The 20,384-nt window shown below is 54.3% G+C and carries 14 protein-coding genes; 5 read left to right on the top strand and 9 right to left on the bottom strand.

Annotated elements, in window-relative coordinates:
- Positions 1-25: 25 nt before the first annotated feature.
- From ACMYSL_RS18980 to lrp, 9 genes are all read right to left on the bottom strand, one after another.
- Complete coding sequence (locus ACMYSL_RS18980) at positions 26-1,174, bottom strand: MFS transporter (protein ID WP_112214648.1); 1,149 nt, start codon at positions 1,172-1,174, stop codon at positions 26-28.
- Positions 1,175-1,447: 273 nt separating this feature from the next.
- Positions 1,448-2,311 (bottom strand): dimethyl sulfoxide reductase anchor subunit family protein, encoded by an 864-nt coding sequence (locus tag ACMYSL_RS18985; protein ID WP_434659503.1) that lies wholly within the window; start codon positions 2,309-2,311, stop codon positions 1,448-1,450.
- A gap of 1 nt (position 2,312) precedes the next feature.
- Positions 2,313-2,930 (bottom strand): DMSO/selenate family reductase complex B subunit, encoded by a 618-nt coding sequence (locus ACMYSL_RS18990; protein ID WP_110275192.1) that lies wholly within the window; start codon positions 2,928-2,930, stop codon positions 2,313-2,315.
- Between the two features lie 10 nt (positions 2,931-2,940).
- The gene (dmsA, locus tag ACMYSL_RS18995; protein ID WP_434659506.1) at positions 2,941-5,379 is read right to left on the bottom strand and encodes a dimethylsulfoxide reductase subunit A; all 2,439 of its coding nucleotides are present in this window, start codon (positions 5,377-5,379) and stop codon (positions 2,941-2,943) included.
- 199 nt (positions 5,380-5,578) lie between these two features.
- Positions 5,579-6,871 carry a serine--tRNA ligase gene (gene serS, locus ACMYSL_RS19000; protein ID WP_434659508.1) on the bottom strand — a complete coding sequence of 431 codons (1,293 nt, stop codon included), beginning with the start codon at positions 6,869-6,871 and terminating at the stop codon, positions 5,579-5,581.
- Between the two features lie 89 nt (positions 6,872-6,960).
- Positions 6,961-8,304, bottom strand: a complete 1,344-nt coding sequence (gene rarA / locus ACMYSL_RS19005) for a replication-associated recombination protein RarA (RefSeq protein WP_182237588.1) — start codon at positions 8,302-8,304, stop codon at positions 6,961-6,963.
- Between the two features lie 8 nt (positions 8,305-8,312).
- Complete coding sequence (gene lolA / locus ACMYSL_RS19010) at positions 8,313-8,924, bottom strand: outer membrane lipoprotein chaperone LolA (protein ID WP_110275200.1); 612 nt, start codon at positions 8,922-8,924, stop codon at positions 8,313-8,315.
- 121 nt (positions 8,925-9,045) lie between these two features.
- Positions 9,046-13,167, bottom strand: coding sequence for a DNA translocase FtsK (gene ftsK / locus ACMYSL_RS19015; RefSeq protein ID WP_434659510.1), 4,122 nt, complete (start codon positions 13,165-13,167; stop codon positions 9,046-9,048).
- Between the two features lie 135 nt (positions 13,168-13,302).
- On the bottom strand, positions 13,303-13,797 hold the full coding sequence (gene lrp / locus ACMYSL_RS19020; protein ID WP_002439523.1) for a leucine-responsive transcriptional regulator Lrp: 495 nt from the start codon (positions 13,795-13,797) through the stop codon (positions 13,303-13,305).
- A gap of 530 nt (positions 13,798-14,327) precedes the next feature.
- On the opposite strand from lrp, the gene trxB reads away from it, so the two are divergent.
- The 5 genes from trxB to infA all read left to right on the top strand — a co-directional run bounded on the left by trxB (position 14,328) and on the right by infA (position 20,139).
- Positions 14,328-15,296 (top strand): thioredoxin-disulfide reductase, encoded by a 969-nt coding sequence (gene trxB / locus ACMYSL_RS19025; protein ID WP_182237584.1) that lies wholly within the window; start codon positions 14,328-14,330, stop codon positions 15,294-15,296.
- Between the two features lie 114 nt (positions 15,297-15,410).
- On the top strand, positions 15,411-17,177 hold the full coding sequence (gene cydD, locus ACMYSL_RS19030) for a heme ABC transporter permease/ATP-binding protein CydD (RefSeq protein ID WP_434659513.1): 1,767 nt from the start codon (positions 15,411-15,413) through the stop codon (positions 17,175-17,177).
- Positions 17,178-18,899: a heme ABC transporter ATP-binding protein/permease CydC gene (gene cydC, locus ACMYSL_RS19035; RefSeq protein WP_434659515.1), complete on the top strand. Its 1,722-nt coding sequence runs from the start codon at positions 17,178-17,180 to the stop codon at positions 18,897-18,899.
- A 38-nt stretch (positions 18,900-18,937) separates the two neighbouring features.
- Positions 18,938-19,642: a leucyl/phenylalanyl-tRNA--protein transferase gene (gene aat / locus ACMYSL_RS19040; RefSeq protein ID WP_434659517.1), complete on the top strand. Its 705-nt coding sequence runs from the start codon at positions 18,938-18,940 to the stop codon at positions 19,640-19,642.
- A gap of 278 nt (positions 19,643-19,920) precedes the next feature.
- A complete protein-coding gene (gene infA / locus ACMYSL_RS19045; protein ID WP_002211347.1) occupies positions 19,921-20,139 on the top strand; it encodes a translation initiation factor IF-1 in 219 nt (72 codons plus the stop codon).
- Positions 20,140-20,384: the final 245 nt, after the last annotated feature.

A 20,384-nucleotide genomic window follows, 5' to 3' on the forward strand; every position in this document is an offset into this window, starting at 1 on the left:
ATGTATCCCCTGACTATTGCTTGAATCAGGCATGCGCCACCGGCGTCGGATGATGTCCGGCTTTGCGCAGCAGCGTCAGAAGGTAGATAAAGGAGACGCTGGCAATCATGATAAACAGCAGATTGTCTGAGAAATTTTGCATCAGCATGGCGGTAAGCGTCGGACCAAGCAGGCTACCAACGGTGTAGCTCATCAACAGCGCCTGGTTCATCGCCACCAGCTGATGACGTTCCACTTTTTCACAAGCCCAGGCCATAGCGACTGGGTAGAGCGTGAAGCCGGAAGCGCCAAGCACGAACAGCGCAGGCGCCATTGCGGCCTGGCTTAGCATAGCCAGACAGCCCAGAATCACCACAAAAACCTGGACACGCAGAACCATCAGGCGACCATAGCGATCGGCCAGTCGACCAATGGGCCACTGCCCAACAATACCCGCACTCACCATCACCGCCATCCAAAAGCCGATGCCCGAATCGCTGACGCCCTTATGGTTCAGCCATAGCGGCATCAGTCCGTACAATGAACCGAGGACTATGCCGGAGATAATGCAGCCGTTAACTCCGTGACGCGCCTGGCGCAGCCTTAACATTGGCCAGATACGTGCGGGTTCATGTTGCTCATCAGCTTGATTTGCCACGCGGGTGAACAGCAGCGGCAGAATGCCAGCCAGGGCCAGCGCAGTCACCCACGGTAGTACGCTCATCAAATCCGTCGGCAGTTTGCTGACCATTAATTGGCCCAGCACCGTGCCGACATAATAAATCATCATATACGCCGCCAGCAGGCGACCACGGCTACGTGAGGTGCCGCTACAGACCAGCGCGCTCTCAACTACCACCCAAATCATCGCGCAGCCCACGCCCGCGATGAAACGCCAGCTAAACCACGTCCAGAAGCCAATGGTGATACCAAGACCCACGCAGCCAACGGCAAAAATCATCGATGCCAGATAATAGCTACGGTTAAAACCCAGACGCTTAATCACCCATCCGGCCAACAGCGTTCCCACCAGGTTGCCAGTGAAATAGGACGATCCCACCATCCCAACCTGCCAGGTAGGCATATTTTCATGGGCGAGCCAAAGCGGGACGAGCGTATTTAAAACCGCTATCGCCAGCGTCAATAAAAGCAGGCCACAGAGCAACATTTGCACTGGCCGGGTGTAGATGGTCATGGGTATAAACCGTGATGGAGTTCAGATTTCGTGCGCATCATGCCACTGCTGTAAACATTGTCAATCTACCTGAAGTCAGGCCTGACGCGGTTTGCGGGCGAACGATAGAAGTTTTTTATCCAGCGGTTCGACAACAGAATGGTTATTTATATTATTCCATTGTTTTTATTAATTTATTAGAAAAAAGAGGCGGGAATGTCAGTAGAAATATTTCATGAATCAGCAGCACTTTTTATCGCGCCAGAGTACTTATTTCTGGCGCGATAAAGATTATTAACTGGCGATAGCCATCCCAACGGTCATATGCAGACCATAGAAGACACCGCGGCCAATCATCTCACCCACCAGAACCAGCACAAATGCCAGACCCAGCAGCGGTAAGGCAGGCTGATAACCTTTGAGCTGTGGAGTAATCCAGCATACCAGCGCCAGCACCAGCGCAACGACACGCCAGGCCATCAGCGAGCCGTAATCCGGCACCAGCGCCGAGGCCTGCTGAATAGAGCTATGAATGGTGGCCAGCTCGCTCCCCTGCATCAGCACAACGGTCACGCTAACCACCAGCGCCAGCAGAGTCACTGCAGGTAGCAGACGCATCGCCCAACCATCAACGCCCGCAACGCGCAACAGCAGATACCCCAGCAGTGGGCCGCCGATAAACAGCGTCAGGAAGAAGCTAAGCGGCGTCCAGACCGTGTACCAGGTAGGCACCGTATCAATGGTGTTATACACGCGAACCATCATCCAGACGAAGATGACCCCCAGCACCATAGTAATGACCAGCCAGAGGCTACGCAGTCCCGATGGTAGTTTATTGACCACCGCTAACAGCCAGCCAATACCACCAACGGCAAAGAACAGCGCCCCGCTGGCGATTTCATTACTGAGCGGCGAAGCCCCCACGCGGTTCAACGAATTAAAAGCACGCATCGGCGACCCCAGATGCAGGGTCGAGGCAATAAAGCCAATCCCCATCAGCACCCACAGGCCGAACATGCTCCACACCACTCGCTGCTGCTGCTCTTGCGAAAGGTCACCCTTCATTAGCGCAAGGGCCAGCACAATAACCCCCCCCACAACGCATTGACCAAAGACCGTGAAAATCATCAACGGCCATTCATGCCATCCACTCCCCATTTCACACCTCCTTCGGGTTGGCCAGATAGCCGGTGGTATCACCACACGGACGGCTGTTGGCGTTAGGTTTTATTACAATGCTCGGCTTAGTGAAATGCGCGGCAGGTAGCGGCGCAACAGCAGCCAACTGACCGTGTTTTTTACGCAGTTCTTCAATAGGGCCAAAATCGAGTGCGCGCAGCGGACAAGATTCCACGCAGATCGGTTTTTTGCCTTCCGCTACGCGTTCATGGCAACCATCACACTTGGTCATATGCCCTTTCGCCGCATTGTACTGTGGCGCACCGTACGGACAGGCCATATGGCAATAGCGACAGCCAATACACACATCTTCATCCACCACCACAAAGCCATCTTCACGCTTGTGCATCGCACCGCTTGGACAAACCTTGGTACAGGCCGGATCCTCACAATGGTTACAGGCGATAGAGAGATAGTAGGCAAAAACGTTTTGCTGCCAGACGCCGTTATCTTCCTGCCAGTCGCCACCGGCGTATTCGTAAATGCGGCGGAAGCTCACATCCGGCGTGAGATTTTTGTAGTCTTTACAAGCCAGTTCGCAGGTTTTGCAACCGGTGCAACGGGCGGAATCAATAAAAAATCCATATTGAGTTGTCATCGGTCACTCCTTACAGCTTTTCAACCTGGACAAGGTTGGTATGCGATGGGTTGCCTTTCGCCAGCGGCGACGGGCGTTGGGTGGTCAGCACGTTAATGCTGCCCGCCTGATCCACGCGACCTGCATCCGGGTTGTACCAGGCCCCCTCTCCCAACGCGACAACGCCAGGCATCATTCGCGGTGTCACTTTAGCTTCGATATGCACTTCACCACGGTCGTTGAAAATGCGGATACGTTCGCCATTGGCGATCCCGCGTTTCTTCGCATCGAGTGGGTTAATCCACATCTCCTGACGGCAAGCGGCTTGCAGTACATCAACGTTGCCGTAGGTTGAGTGGGTGCGAGCTTTGTAGTGGAAACCGGTAAGTTGTAGCGGATAATTTTTAGTCAAAGGATCGTTATAGTTTTCGAACCCTGGGCTATAGATCGGCAGCGGATCGATAACGTCTTCTTCTTTTAGCTCCCAGGTCGCGGCAATCTCCGCTAGCTGTGCAGAGTAAATCTCTATTTTCCCTGACGGAGTGGTTAACGGGTTAGCCACTGGATCCTCGCGGAAAGCCTTGTAGGCTACGTGATGCCCTTCAGGATCGCGCTGTTTGAACATTCCTTGTTTACGGAATTCATCAAACGGCAATAGCTCAGGAATCGCTTTACGGGATTGCTCATAGAGATGACGTAACCACTCTTCCTGAGTACGCCCTTCCGTAAACTGTTGCTCAACACCCATGCGTTTTGCCAGTTCCGTCGTCATGTCGTAGATGGTCTTGCACTCAAAGCGAGGTTTGATCGCCTGGTCGGCAAAAATAACGTAAGACATGTTGCCGCAGGAAGCATCCAGGGCAAAATCCATCTGTTCCGAAGCCGTACAATCCGGCAGCAGAATATCGGCATATTTCGCCGACGAGGTCATATGGCAATCGATGACCACGATCATCTCGCACTTTTTGTCATCCTGCAGGATCTCATGGGTGCGGTTAATTTCTGAGTGCTGGTTAACCAGGCAGTTACCGGCATAGTTCCAGACCATTTTGATGGGCACATCGAGCTTATCTTTGCCGCGCACGCCGTCGCGCAGCGCGGTCATTTCGGTCCCGCGTTCAATAGCATCGGTCCACATAAACATGGAAATGCTGGTCTCGATCGGGTTGTTCAGCGTTGGCATGCGCTCAAATGGCAGCGAATATGAACCTTCACGTGCACCGGTATTCCCGCCGTTGATCCCTACGTTGCCCGTCAAAATTGCCAGCATAGAGATTGCACGGGAAACCAGCTCGCCGTTGGCGTGACGCTGCGGCCCCCAGCCCTGGGAAATGTAGGCAGGTTTGGCACCAGCAATCTCACGCGCCAGTTGCACAATACGCGCCTGCGGGATGCCGGTTATCGTCGACGCCCACTCAGGGGTTTTCGCAATACCATCTTTGCCCTGACCGAGAATATAGGCCTTATAGTGGCCATTGGCTGGCGCACCTTCGGGCAGCGTTTTCTCGTCATAGCCTACGCAGTACTTATCCAGGAAAGGCTGATCAACGAGATTTTCGCTAATCATCACCCACGCTAGCGCGGAAATCAGTGCGGCATCAGTACCGGGTCGGATGGGGATCCACTCGTCTTCACGCCCGGCGCCGGTATCGGTGTAGCGAGGATCGATAATAATCAGCCTGGCATTGGATTTCTCTCGCGCCTGCTCCAGGTAGTAGATCACCCCGCCGCCGCTCATTCGGGTTTCACCTGGGTTGTTGCCAAACAGCACCACCAGCTTACTGTTTTCGATATCCGAAGGGCTATTGCCATCGGCCCAGCCGCCGTAGGTGTAATTCAGGCCCGCGGCAATTTGTGCGGTAGAGTAGTCGCCGTAATGATTGAGATAACCGCCGCAGCAGTTCATCAGGCGGGCAATCAGGGTTTTCCCCGGTGGCCAGGAACGCGTCAAGGTACCACCCAGAGTTCCGGTACCGTAGTTCAGATAGATCGATTCGTTACCGTAGTCTTTAATCAAGCGCTGCATATTGCTGGCGATAGTATCGAACGCTTCCTCCCAACTGATGCGCTCAAACTTACCTTCACCGCGTTTGCCAACGCGCTTCATCGGATATTTCAGGCGATCGGGATTATAGACGCGCCGACGCATCGAGCGACCGCGCAGACAGGCGCGAACCTGGTGCAGACCATCATAGTTATCATCGCCGAGATTATCGGTCTCAACATATTTGATTTCGCCATCAACCACATGCATACGCAGCGGACAGCGGCTACCACAGTTAACCGTACAGGCGCTCCAGGTGACCGTTTCGCTAACAGGAATTTGGGTGTCCGCAGCATAGGCAATGCGCGCGAAGGGTAATGTAAATGCGCTGCTGGCCATCGCCAGCCCGCCAATCGCCGTGGTTTTCATTAAACCACGCCGGCTCACCTCGGCAGCCAGTAAAGCATCGGGGGTTTTGGTTTTCATAGATACTCGCTTTGGTTGCTCACAATTAACTGAAAACCGCTATATAGCTTAATATATAACGAAATTAGCCTTTATTAGTTTTTTATACTGGTTAATCCAAAGGGAGTATCTTCGTATTCACAGGGCCGATTATTGCCCGGTATCAAGAAGGGGGTAAAAAAAAAGCGCCTGAAGGCGCTTTTAGGACGATTAACGAAAATCAGTCGATGAATTCGATGCCGCGCATATATGGGCGCAGAATTTCCGGGATCTCAATGCGGCCGTCAGCCTGCTGATAGTTCTCCATCAGGGCGACCAGCGTGCGTCCGACCGCCAGGCCAGAGCCGTTCAGCGTGTGCACCAGGCGAGTTTTCTTGTCAGACTTGCTGCGGCAGCGAGCCTGCATGCGACGCGCCTGGAAATCCCCGACGTTGGAGCAGGAAGAAATTTCGCGGTAGGTGTTCTGCGCCGGAACCCACACTTCCAGATCGTAGGTTTTGCATGCACTAAAGCCCATATCACCAGTGCACAAAGCCACTTTACGATACGGCAGACCCAGCAATTGCAGAACTTTTTCCGCATGCCCGGTCATTTCTTCCAGCGCTACCATTGAATCTTCCGGACGCACGATCTGTACCATTTCAACTTTGTCGAACTGGTGCATGCGGATCAGGCCGCGAGTGTCACGACCGTAGGAGCCCGCTTCGGAGCGGAAGCACGGCGTATGCGCGGTCATTTTGATCGGCAGATCGTCTTCGTCGATGATCTCATCACGAACCAGGTTGGTCAGCGGGACTTCCGCCGTCGGGATCAACGCGTAGTTGCTGCTGTCCGCTTCTTCTTCCAGCGGACGAGTGTGGAACAGGTCACCGGCGAACTTCGGCAACTGACCCGTACCGTACAGCGTCTCCTGGTTAACCAGGTACGGAACATAGTTTTCACTATAACCGTGCTGTTCAGTGTGCAGGTCCAGCATAAACTGCGCCAGCGCCCGATGCAGGCGAGCCAGTTGGCCTTTCATCACCACAAAACGGGAACCGGTCAGCTTCACGGCGGCGGCAAAATCCAGGCCTCCGTGCATTTCGCCCAGCGTCACGTGATCGCGAACGTCAAAATCAAACTCACGCGGCGTACCCCAGCGGCTAACTTCAACGTTATCGTTTTCATCGCGGCCGGCCGGAACATCGTCGTGCGGGATATTAGGGATAGTCAGCGCGATATCACGGATTTCCGCCAGTAGTGTATCCAGTTCGGCCTTCGCAGCATCGAGCTGTTCACCGAGCTTATTCACTTCCAGGCGTAATGGCTCGATATCTTCCCCACGCGCTTTCGCCTGGCCTATGGATTTCGATCGGGAGTTGCGCTCCGCCTGCAGGTTTTCAGTTTGAACCTGCAGAACTTTACGACGCTCTTCCAGAGCGCGAAGTTTATCTACATCCAGCTTATAGCCCCGGCGTGCCAGTTTTTCTGCGACTGCGTCTGGCTCGGTACGCAGCAGATTGGGATCGAGCATGCTTATCCTGTGCTTATCGAATTAATAAAGAAAAATGGCCGCAGATGCGACCACGGAAATATTGTGACAACCTTACCGCAACGCCCCAATTATCGGTAGCGTTTTATCGGGCTATTTTGATCCTGTTCGGTTAACCAGGCGAGCTTTTCGCCTATTTTGCCTTCCAGCCCCCGGTTTGTCGGCTGATAATAGCGTGTTTGTGCCATTTCCTGTGGGAAATACTGCTCTCCCGCAGCATAAGCATTGGGTTCATCGTGCGCATAGCGATACTCTTGCCCGTAGCCCATTTCTTTCATCAGTTTGGTTGGTGCATTACGCAAATGCACCGGTACATCATAGTCAGGACGCTCGCGAGCATCAGCCATCGCCGCTTTAAATGCCGTGTAAACCGCGTTGCTTTTTGGCGCGCAGGCAAGATAGACAATCGCCTGCGCAATCGCCCGCTCGCCTTCAGCAGGGCCGACGCGGGTGAAGCAGTCCCAGGCGGAAATGGCGACCTGCATCGCCCGCGGGTCGGCATTGCCGACGTCTTCCGAAGCAATCGCCAGACAGCGCCGAGCCACATACAGCGGATCGCCACCGGCAGTAATAATTCGCGCATACCAGTACAGGGCCGCGTCCGGTGCGCTCCCGCGAACCGATTTGTGTAGTGCGGAGATTAAATCGTAGAAACGGTCGCCTTTATTATCGAACCGCGCGCTGCGTTCTCCGGCAATTTCAGTCAACAACTCAACGTTCAGCACTCGATTACCGGAAGCATCGGTTTCGGCCATATCGGCCATCATTTCCAGGGTATTCAGCGCCCGGCGCGCATCACCGTTTACCAGATCGGCAATGGCCTTGCGCGTCTCGTCCGGCAGAACGATATTTTGCCCGCCGTAGCCGCGCGTCTTGTCACTCATTGCCTGGTGAAGCACCTGCTCAATATCATCGCTGGTTAACGATTTCAGCAAATAAACACGTGCGCGGGATAGCAGTGCAGAGTTGAGTTCAAAGGAAGGGTTTTCCGTTGTCGCGCCGATAAAGGTGATGGTCCCGTCTTCAATATGCGGCAGAAAAGCATCCTGCTGGCTTTTATTGAAACGGTGAACTTCGTCGACAAACAGAATCGTGCGGCGGCCTGCGTTGCGGTTTTGACGCGCCCGCTCGATGGCCTCACGGATCTCTTTCACGCCGGAGGTCACTGCCGAGATGCGTTCTACGTCGGCGCTGGCATAGCGGGCAATGACCTCAGCCAGCGTAGTTTTTCCGGTACCCGGCGGTCCCCACAGGATCATGGAGTGCAGATGACCGGCTTCAATTGCCCTCGGCAACGGCTTACCGGTTGCCAGCAGATGCTGCTGACCAATGTACTGTGCTAAATTTTCTGGCCGCATACGGGCGGCCAGTGGTTGAAATGCGTTGTCGGAAAAATCGAGCGACAGATTGCCCACATTCGCCTCTACTTACGTTGATCGTCCACCGTAACCCCTTGCGGCGGCGTAAAGGTGAACTTAGATGCGTCGATAGCACCATTTTGTTGCGATTTCAGCTGATAGCTGCTGCGTTGATCGTCCTGTTCCACGGCGCTGAACTGATGAATCGTACCGTCACGGCCGACGTTGATGGTGAACTGCTTCAGGTTACCGCTGCCGTTTTTCGGCGTCAGAACAAAATCATCACCATTCTGCTTGATGTTGTAGTTCTGCCAGTCGCTGGACTGGTTACGGGCAATCAGCATAAACGGCGTGTTGCTGGTGGCGTCTTTCAGCCAGGTGGCGGTAGCCTGCTCGACAAATGGGTTGTAGAACCACAGGGTTTTACCATCAGAAACCAGCACGCTTTCATCCGGCTGAGTCATATGCCAGTTGAATAGATTTGGGCGCTTGACCCACAGGTCACCCTGCCCGTCCTGCACGGCATTGCCGCTACCATCGGTCACTTTCTGCGTGAAGCTGGAGTGGAAACTGCTCACTTTATCAAGGCGGCTTTTTAAATCGCTGGCGGCATCCGCCCATACCTGGCTTACGACAAAACCGGACAGTAATGCACAGGTGATTGCGAGTTTTTTCATTGTTATTCCTTAATGTGCGTCACTCCCGACGCGGGAGCCTCTTCTGCTCCTAATGTAGGACCACCAACGGCGGCGTAACAGCAGAACAGGCTGATTTTCACTTATTTACCCAACTTTGCCGTTACTCGAAAGGCGGCGGAGCCAGCACTTCACGGTTACCATTATGACCTTGTTCGCTAACAATGCCCTGAGCTTCCATCTGTTCGATGATACGCGCAGCACGGTTATAGCCGATGCGGAACTGACGCTGCACCCCGGAAATAGAGGCTTTGCGTTTTTCCGTTACAAAGTTGACGGCCTGATCGAATAGCGGATCAAGCTCTTCGCCGCCCTCGTAGCCACCGCCGCTGCCTTCGCTCTCGCTATCGGAGGTAATTCCATCAACATACTGCGGACGTCCACGAGCTTTCCAGTCCTGAACCACAGCATGCACTTCCTCGTCGCGAACAAAGGCACCATGAACACGCACTGGGATCGTCGAGTTTGGCGCCGAATAGAGCATATCACCCATACCCAGCAGTGATTCCGCTCCGCCCTGGTCAAGGATGGTGCGCGAGTCAATTTTACTCGACACGGTAAAGGCAATACGCGTCGGAATGTTCGCTTTGATAAGGCCGGTAATAACGTCAACCGAAGGACGCTGGGTCGCCAGTACCAGATGAATCCCTGCGGCACGCGCCTTCTGCGCCAGACGAGCAATCAGCTCTTCCACTTTCTTGCCAACGGTCATCATCAAGTCAGCAAATTCATCGACCAGAACCACAATATAAGGCTCTTTTTTCAGCACCGGATGGGTGGCATCCATGCTATCGCCGGGTTTCCAGTACGGATCAGGAATTGGCCGTCCCATGCGTGCGGCTTCAGCAATTTTCTCGTTGTAGCCCGCCAGGTTGCGCACGCCCAGAGCAGACATGAGCTTATAACGACGCTCCATCTCATTAACGCTCCAGCGCAGTGCGTTGGCTGCATCTTTCATATCCGTAACGACTTCCGTCAACAGATGCGGGATCCCTTCATAAACCGACAGCTCTAGCATTTTCGGGTCGATCATGATGAATTTCACATCTTCCGGCTGCGCTTTATAGAGCATGCTGAGGATCATGGCGTTGACCCCGACCGATTTACCGGAACCGGTGGTACCGGCGACCAGCAGGTGCGGCATTTTTGCCAAATCAGCGGTAACCGGATCGCCTGCAATGTCTTTACCCAGAACAACGGTCAGCGGCGAAGGATTGTCGCGGAATTTCGCACAATCCAACACTTCGCGCAGGTAAACGGTCTGACGCTTTTTGTTCGGCAGTTCCAGACCCACGTAAGGCTTGCCTGGAATAACTTCCACGACGCGCACAGCGGCGGTAGACAGCGAACGCGCCAAATCTCGCGACAAGTTGGAAATTCGCGCTGCTTTCACCCCAGGAGCCAGATTCAGCTCAAAGCGGGTGATAACCGGGCCTGGCGAGTAGTTCACCACATCGGCTTTGATACGGAAATCAGCCAGACGTGCTTCGACCAGCCGCGCCATTTGCTCCAGCGCGAAAGTATCGACTGGCTCAACTTCAGACGGCGGCGGCGTCAGCAGATCTAAAGACGGCAGTAGCGTAGTCGGTTTTTGTAGCGGACGGCTATCGCCATTACGCATCAACAGCGGATGAATCAGACTTTCCTGCGGCTGTGGTACTGGCTGTTGCGCCACATGACTCTGAGGCGCAGGCTGCTGCGGATAACCACCGGGAACCTGCGTCATCTGAGGAGCCATTTGCGGATGCTGTACCGGTTGCTGTTGAACCGGCTGATAAACCTGCTGCTGCACAGGCTGAGGCGGCATCTGTTGCTGAGGCATCTGCGGATGTGCCGCATGATGTACAGGCTGCTGATACTGATGAGCAGGCTGTTGCACTTCCGGCATCGGCGTGAACATCGGCTCGCTCGGCGTATCATCAACTAACGCTTTCATCGGCGAAAATTCATAATCTGCCGGAGAGAACGGATGAGAACCCGGTGGTTGTTCGCTTGCATAGCGCTGCTGCTGAGTCGCAGCAAACTGACGAGCGAGTTCGGCCTCAGCGACAGAATCTTCATCATCGTCTACTTCATCTGCAACGTCAGCACCGTAGGTTTCGCTATAACGCTGGTTTTGAGAGGCGGCAAACTGACGCGCCAGTTCACCCTGCTCAAGTTCAGCAACTTCTTCATCGGTTAATGGCTCATCATCGTAGTGCTGGTGCTCAGCCTGACGAGCACGTTCCTCAGCCATTCGTTGCGATGGCAGTTTAATGCCATAGGAGGCGAGCTCACGACGCGTTGGCACACGAACACGATTTGGGCGCGGCAATTTCGGACCTATGCCCTCTTTTACCTGCACGCGAGGACCACCAGAGACGGGGCTAAATAACGGCGCAGCGCTGGACGCCGCAGATGCGGCGGAAGCCACCACAGAGCTAGCGGCACCTGCGCCAGTTGCTTGATGGACGCCTGCAGCCAGCGTGCTGACTGCTGCGGCATCAACCGGCGATGGCGTTGGCGGAGCGATCGGTTTTGTCGCTACCGGACTAACAGGCTCTGGAATGGGCTGATACCACGCTGCAAGCTGTTCACGTTCACGCGCGCGCTTCTCTTCAACCTCTTCAAAATAATACATAGGCGGACGCTGCGGCTTCACTTCCTCTTGCGGGGCCTCAGGCTCCACGACAGGAGCGGGAGCGTACGGCTCAGGCTGATAAGCTGGTTGCTGCATCGGGGCCTGTTCCGGCTGATATGCATGCTGCGGCTGGTAAGCGGGCTCAGGCTGATAAGCTGGCTGCTGCATCGGGGCCTGTTCCGGCTGATACGCCTGCTGCGGCTGGTAAGCGGGCTCCGACTGATAAGCTGGCTGCTGCATCGGGGCCTGTTCCGGCTGATATGCATGCTGCGGCTGGTAAGCGGGCTCAGGCTGATAAGCTGGCTGCTGCATCGGGGCCTGTTCCGGCTGATACACGTTCTGCGGCTGGTAAGCGGGTTCAGGCTGATAAGCTGGCTGCTGCATCGGGGCCTGTTCCGGCTGATATGCATGCTGCGGCTGGTAAGCGGGCTCAGGCTGATAAGCTGGCTGCTGCATCGGGGCCTGTTCCGGCTGATACGCGTGCTGCGGCTGGTAAGCAGGTTCGGATTGATACGTTAGCTGGGCCTCATGTCCTGCCACTGGCTCAGCCCACGCTTGCGGCGCGCTGGTTGCCAATGCAGCGGTTGCAACCGGGTCGGCAACGCTGTGGCCATTCAGCAGCGGATCGTATGGGTCAAAATCACCCGGCCGTGCCGCGCTAGCGCCAGAAAATAGTACATCATCAGCATCCGCCGGACGCGCAGCGCTGGATCCAGAGAAAAGTACGTCTTCAGCCGCCACGGGTGCGCCGCTAGCGCTGTACTGAACGTCTTCTTCGGCATCATCCATACGCCTGCCGGAGAACAACGCCGCATCGGTCTTGCGCCCCATCGGGTTGGAAAACTTCTCAGCCAGGCGCTGACGGCGTGCTAAAGCGCTACGTAAAATTCGTGCACGACGCGACTCTTGCGGTTTCGCAGAATCATCGTCTTCATATTCATCTTCATCATCTTCATATTCCCCTTCATCGACCCAGGTATCGTCGCGACGGGTACGGTTGCTGGCGAAAGTTAATACTGAAAGGATCGCGCCGCCTAGCTTTTCAGCGATACTAACCCAGGACCAGCCGGTAAACAGCGTCAGACCAGCCGCCCAGATGCATAGCAGCGCAATCGTCCCACCGCTGCTGTGGAGCAACGGCTTTAACGTGGTGCTCAGAAGGCTACCAATCACGCCACCAGAGGCGAAATACCAGATATCATCAGCATTAATGGCCGCCAGCCCACACGAGGTGAGGATCAGTGCTAATGCACCAATCAAGCGTAATGACACGGCGAAGTAGTCGATATATTCGTCGTTTTCCTGATGACGCCATGCAAACCAGCAGCCACCGATGATGATGACCGGGATGGTGTATGCCATTACGCCAAAAATGAAAAATAGCGTATCGGCAAGCCAGGCGCCTGGTATCCCACCTATGTTATGGATAGGTTCGTGCCATGCAGTTTGTGACCAGCTCGGATCCGAGGGATTAAAGCTGAGTAAGGCCGCCATCAACCAGATGGCAAAAAGGGAGCAAAGAATGAGTAACGCCTCAAGGAGTCGACGCCCACTACTAAGCTTTGTAAATTTGACTTCTTTGTCTTCAGTGTATTCCTGGCTCAAGAAAGGCTCTCCAGGTATCAGGCTGTTTCCTGCCTGCAGCTAAAACGGACAACAGTGCCGGGTCTCCCCGGCACTGTTGCTGTATGGATTAACAGGAGTGTAATCAAACTACGTCGATTTTGCACCTGTTCCGTGTTAGCGCGTCTTGATTACCAGACGATTACTTTGCTTGACTTCTTCCATTACCACGTAGGTACGGGTGTCATTTACGCCCGGTAGGCGCAGCAAGGTCTCGCCCAGTAACTTACGATACGCTGACATATCCGGTACGCGGGTTTTCAACAGATAGTCGAAATCTCCGGATACCAGATGACACTCTTGAATTTCTTCAAGTTTTTGCACAGCGGAGTTAAATTGCTCAAACACATCCGGCGCGCCACGATTCAGAGTAATCTCAACAAATACCAGAAGTGATGCATCCAGATAATGCGGGTTGAGCAGCGCTGTATAGCCCTGAATAAAACCCTGTCTTTCCAGTCGACGCACACGCTCAAGGCAAGGCGTCGGAGAAAGTCCCACCCGTTTAGAAAGCTCGACGTTGGAAATACGCCCGTCTTTTTGCAATTCATTCAAAATATTACGATCGATGCGGTCGAGATCTTTGCCAGGGCGCTTCTTGCTATCTACCATTATTATTGTCTCTCTGTATTCCTTCCCTACTCCTGTTCTGACCCTGGCCTTCACTGCCAGAGTCCATCCTGTTATTACCCGTACGACATTGGGTAACCCAGGGGTACGTGAGAAGTCCGTTGCCTGAAGGCAGCCACCGACATCACGCATGGCGTCTGTCCACACCATGCGTAGATTTCGCTGACCCGGATAAAAATGGCATTTGCGTGCATGAAAATTCGCCACACGCGAAACACTGCTTTTCTTCTTCCATGAATGTTTTCGCAAAAGCACAGGGGATTGTCAAAGCAAAACATCGATTTTTAGTACAAGATGCCAGATATTCATTATCCTCCCCCGTTGATTCTCATGTTTTCCTCTTATAATTGTCCCGCTGACAGTAGAATTAGTTATATTCTTCGTTCGTTAAATCGCCAATTCATCGGCAGCTTCTATTGCACATATCGTTAACAAAACCGCTGCGCTCTTTTTTTACGACAACAAATTCCCTACAATCCAGCACATGTATGCCAATAAATTATGGGGTTCTCATGGGCACGGCCAAACACAGTAAACTGCTTATTCTTGGTTCTGGACCTGCGGGATATACCGCTGCGGTCTACGCAGCGCGCGCAAATCTTCAGCCGGTACTGATTACCGGGATGGAAAAAGGCGGTCAGCTGACCACCACGACGGAAGTGGAAAACTGGCCTGGCGATCCAAGCGATCTGACCGGACCGCTGCTGATGGAGCGCATGCACGAACACGCAACCAAGTTTGAGACCGAAATTATTTTCGATCATATCAACAGCGTCGATCTGCAAAACCGTCCATTCCGCCTGGTGGGTGACAGCGGTGAATATACCTGCGATGCGCTAATTATCGCTACCGGTGCGTCCGCGCGCTATCTGGGACTGCCATCCGAAGAAGCCTTTAAAGGCCGCGGCGTTTCCGCCTGCGCCACCTGCGACGGCTTCTTCTATCGCAACCAGAAAGTTGCCGTTATCGGCGGCGGCAATACCGCAGTAGAAGAAGCGCTGTATCTGTCTAACATCGCTTCCGAAGTCCACCTGATCCACCGCCGTGACGGCTTCCGTGCGGAAAAAATCCTTATCAAGCGCCTGATGGATAAAGTGGCAAGTGGCAATATCGTTCTGCATACCCACCGTACGCTGGAAGAGGTGACGGGCGATCAGATGGGCGTGAGCGGTCTTCGCCTGCGCGATACGCAGAATACTGACAATGTTGAATCGCTGGAAGTCGCGGGGCTGTTCGTCGCTATCGGCCACAGTCCGAACACAGCGATTTTTGCAGGTCAACTGGAGCTGGAAAACGGCTACATCAAAGTTCAGTCCGGTATCCACGGTAATGCAACCCAGACCAGTATTCCGGGCGTCTTCGCTGCCGGTGATGTGATGGATCATATCTATCGTCAGGCCATTACTTCAGCCGGTACAGGCTGTATGGCCGCGCTGGATGCCGAGCGTTATCTGGATGGTTTAGCCGACGCTTGTAAATAATCTTTACAAGTCAGTAACAAAGGTAAAGAAGGCGACGAAAAGTCGCCTTTATTTTTGCCCCGTTGTAACATTGCCGAGCCCAAAAAACTCATAACTACACCTGCTAAGCGCGCAATGAATAAAACCCGTCAACAAGAGTTAACCCGTTGGTTAAAAGATCAAAGTATTATCTCCCGTCGCTGGTTGATGATTTCCCGTGCACTCGGTGTCATTAGCGGTCTGCTGATCGTTGCCCAGGCCTGGTTCCTCGCGCGGATACTCCATCGTATGATCATGGAAAATATCCCCGCCACGGCGCTGTTGCTGCCCTTTACGTTGCTAGCGCTGACCATCGTGCTTCGTGCCTGGGTGGTATGGCTGCGCGAACGAGTCGGCTTTCAAGCTGGGCAACACATCCGCGTTGAGATCCGCCGCCAGGTTCTGGATCGTCTGCAGCAAGCAGGCCCGGCATGGATTCAGGGCAAACCCGCGGGAAGTTGGGCCACGCTGATTCTTGAACAAATTGACGATATGCATGACTACTATGCGCGTTATTTGCCACAGATGACGCTGGCAGCCTGCGTGCCGTTATTAATTGTCATCACCATTTTCCCGATTAACTGGGCTGCGGCGCTCATTCTGCTGGGTACCGCGCCGCTTATTCCGCTGTTTATGGCGCTGGTGGGAATGGGGGCGGCTGATGCCAATCGGCGTAACTTCCTTGCTCTGGCGCGATTAAGCGGCCATTTCCTCGACCGCCTGCGAGGGATGGAAACGCTGCGAATTTTTCATCGCGGCGAAGCAGAAACGGACAATATTCGTGAAGCCTCCCAGGATTTCCGCCAACGGACGATGGAAGTGCTGCGTCTGGCCTTTCTCTCTTCCGGCGTACTGGAGTTTTTCACCTCGCTCTCTATCGCTCTCGTCGCTGTCTACTTTGGTTTCTCCTACCTTGGGGAGCTCAATTTTGGCCATTACGGCGTCGGCGTGACCTTAATGTCCGGCTTTCTGGCGTTAATTTTGGCCCCAGAATTTTTCCAGCCGCTGCGCGATTTAGGCACTTTCTATCACGCAAAAGCACAGGCCATTGGCGCTGCGGATAGCCTGAAAACCTTTATGGAAGCACCGCTGGCACAGGCCGAGCGTGGTGAAAAAGTATTGAGCGACAATGAAATGGTGAGCCTTGAAGCGCGCGATCTGGTGATTAAATCGCCTGAAGGTAAAGTGCTGGCCGGGCCGCTGAACTTTTCATTGCGCGCAGGTGAGCGCGTGGTCCTGGTTGGTCAAAGCGGCTCCGGCAAAAGTTCTCTTCTCAATACCTTGACTGGTTTTCTTCCCTATGAGGGGTCTCTCAAAGTCAATGGCGTTGAGCTACATACTCTGGACGCCGACCGCTGGCGGCGCCTTCTGAGCTGGGTTGGACAAAACCCACAGTTACCTGCGGCAACGCTGCGCGAAAACGTTCTGTTGGCATGGCCCGAAGCCACCGAGGCCCAGCTTCAACTGGCGCTGGATAAGGCCTGGGTCAGCGAATTTGTCTCTCTCCTGCCCCAGGGTATTAATACTACTGTCGGCGATCAGGCCGGTCGTTTGTCTGTTGGGCAGGCCCAGCGTGTCGCCGTTGCGCGCGCGCTACTGGTTCCTTGCCGTATGCTGCTGCTGGATGAACCCGCCGCCAGCCTTGATGCGCATAGCGAACAACGAGTGATGCAGGCGCTCACCAATGCCTCAACCCAGCAAACCACGTTGATGGTGACCCACCAACTGGAAGGCCTGGCAAATTGGGACGCCATCTGGGTTATGCAGGATGGCCAAATTGTCGAGCAGGGCCGTTATTCGCAGTTGGCAACCGCAGGTGGCCCTTTTGCTACCCTGCTCGCTCACCGTCAGGAGGAGATTTAAATGCGCGCATTATTGCCTTACCTGGCGCTCTACAAACGGCACAAATGGCTGCTGATGCTCGGCGTTGTACTGGCGATCGTTACGCTGCTGGCCAGCATTGGTTTGCTGACGCTCTCGGGCTGGTTCCTGTCGGCATCCGCCGTTGTCGGCGTGGCAGGCATCTACAGTTTTAACTATATGCTGCCTGCCGCTGGTGTACGCGGCGCGGCTATTATTCGTACCGCAGGACGCTACTTCGAGCGTCTGGTCAGCCACGACGCCACCTTCCGTGTTCTCCAGCATCTGCGCGTATTTACCTTCAGTAAACTTCTGCCGCTCTCCCCCGCCGGACTGGCTCGTTTTCGTCAGGGCGAACTGCTCAACCGGGTCGTTGCCGACGTCGATACTCTGGACCATCTCTATTTGCGCGTGATATCGCCGCTGGTGGGTGCCCTGGTGGTGATCCTGGTGGTAACTGCGGGTCTGAGCGTACTGGATGTGCCGCTGGCCCTGACCCTCGGCGGCATTATGCTGATCACCCTACTGGTACTGCCACCGCTGTTCTATCGCGCCGGTAAACCCGCAGGTGAAAGTATGACCCAGCTGCGTGGCCAGTATCGACAACAGCTCACTGCATGGCTTCAAGGCCAGGCTGAACTGATGCTGTTCAATGCCAGCGATCGCTACCGGGAGCAGATGGAGAAAACCGAAGTCCGCTGGCAGGATGCACAGCGTCGCCAGGCAGAACTTACCGCACTCTCCCAGGCGTTAATGCTGCTGATTGGCGGTATTGCGATCATCGCTATGCTATGGCTCGCCTCGGCGGGCGTCGGCGGTAATACTCAGCCTGGCGCGCTAATTGCCTTGTTTGTCTTCTGTGCGCTGGCGGCATTCGAAGCGTTAGCGCCAGTAACCGGTGCATTTCAGCATATGGGACAGGTTATCGCCTCGGCAAAACGCATCACGCAAATTACCGAGCAAGAGCCGGAAGTGACCTTTACGCAAGGTGAAGGTCAGAAGCTGGAGCAGGTCGCGTTAACCTTAAATCAGGTCACCTTCAGCTATCCACAGCAACCCTCCCCTGCGCTGGATAATGTTTCACTGCAGGTCAAGGCCGGGGAACATATCGCCATTCTGGGCCGCACCGGCTGCGGTAAATCGACTCTATTACAGCTACTGACCCGCGCCTGGGATCCGGCTCAGGGTGAAATTTTACTCAACCATCAGCCGCTAACTCAGCTTGATGAGACAACGTTGCGTCAGGCAATGAGCGTCGTGCCGCAGCGCGTGCATCTGTTTAGCGCCACGCTGCGTGACAACCTGCTGCTGGCATCGCCGCAGTCCAGCGATGCACAGCTTTCAGAAACGCTGGAGCGCGTTGGCCTGGGGAAATTACTGGAAGACAGCGGCCTCAATAGCTGGCTGGGTGAAGGCGGACGTCAACTTTCCGGCGGCGAATTGCGTAGGCTGGCTATCGCCAGGGCCCTGTTACATGATGCGCCGCTCATGCTGCTTGACGAACCAACCGAAGGCCTCGACGCGACGACAGAAAGCCAAATCCTTGATTTACTGGCCGAAGTGATGCGTGACAAAACCGTGTTGATGGTTACCCACCGACTGCGCGGATTGGCGCGTTTTAATCAGATAATAGTCATGGACAACGGCAAAATTATTGAGCAAGGTAGTCACGCAGAACTGCTGGCTGAACAGGGGCGTTACTACCAGTTTAAGCAGCGCCTGTAGGCTACTATTGAATCATCGCCTGATGTGTTGAGGTAAAAATGCGGCTGGTTCAGCTCTCTCATCATTCCATCGCCTTCCCTTCGCCGGAAGGCGCACTGCGCGAACCCAATGGCTTATTAGCGCTAGGCGGCGATCTCAGCCCGGCGCGTTTACTTATGGCCTATCAGCGCGGTATTTTTCCCTGGTTTTCGCCCGGCGATCCCATTTTATGGTGGTCGCCAGACCCTCGTGCGGTACTGTGGCCGGAGAAATTTCACCTCAGCCGCAGCATGAAGCGCTTTCACCAGCGCTCACCGTATCGTGTCACTCTGAATCACGCTTTTGGGCAGGTGATTGAAGGCTGCGCCGACCATCGCGATGAGGGGACATGGATAACGCCCGCTATCGTTCAGGCCTATCACCAACTTCATGAGCTAGGCCATGCCCACTCTATTGAAGTATGGCAAGGAGATGAGCTGGTCGGCGGTATGTATGGCGTAGCGCAGGGCGCACTCTTTTGCGGTGAGTCGATGTTTAGCCGTGCGGAAAATGCCTCTAAAACCGCGCTGCTGGTATTTAGCCAGGCGTTTATGCAGGATGGCGGAAGATTAATTGATTGCCAGGTGCTCAATAATCATACGGCCTCGTTGGGCGCGGTAGAAATTCCCCGCCGCGATTATCTGGATTATCTCTCTGTACTGCGAACTTATCGTCTTCCAGAGCGATTTTGGGTGCCTCGGATGCTATTTGCGGGCGAAGTATAAATGTTTTCAGCACATTTTTTGTTGGGATGGTATAATTGCGCGGTAGAGTAGCTTCTGCCTGTTGCCCCGCCGCCGTTTGGGAATAATAAGAGTCAGATAACGCCCATCGTTCTGTCACTCCCCTTTACGTTTGCGCCTGTCATGCGGTTTATCCGCGTGAATTCCGGGCAATACGCCAAAACTACTTCGGCGATTTGACGTAAAACTTTACTTACTTGCTGAACTTCGGCATTATCTTGCCGGTTCAAAACTACGGTAGTGATACCCCAGAGGACTAGATGGCCAAAGAAGACAATATTGAAATGCAGGGCACCGTACTTGACACGTTGCCTAACACAATGTTCCGCGTAGAACTGGAAAACGGTCACGTGGTAACTGCGCATATTTCCGGTAAAATGCGTAAAAACTACATCCGCATTCTGACGGGCGACAAAGTGACTGTTGAGCTGACCCCGTACGACCTGAGCAAAGGCCGCATTGTCTTCCGTAGTCGCTGATCGTTTTCGCCCCTAAGGCGCCAGATGCTGAAGGCCGGGATATTTCCCGGCCTTTTCATTTCTGCTATTCAAGCCTCATTTCCTCACCCTCAGTTTTTGTCAGTTGTAATACCGATTCCGGAATCGCGATATTTGCGCTTTTTCCAGACTGCCTGTACGGCAGTGAACACCGAAAACTGACACCGGCAATGCTGAATGCTTTTCTAAGCTGCCTGTACGGCAGTGAACGAAGACCAGCCGCAAAC

The organism is Klebsiella sp. MISC125, from assembly GCF_051131775.1.
GTDB lineage: Bacteria > Pseudomonadota > Gammaproteobacteria > Enterobacterales > Enterobacteriaceae > Klebsiella.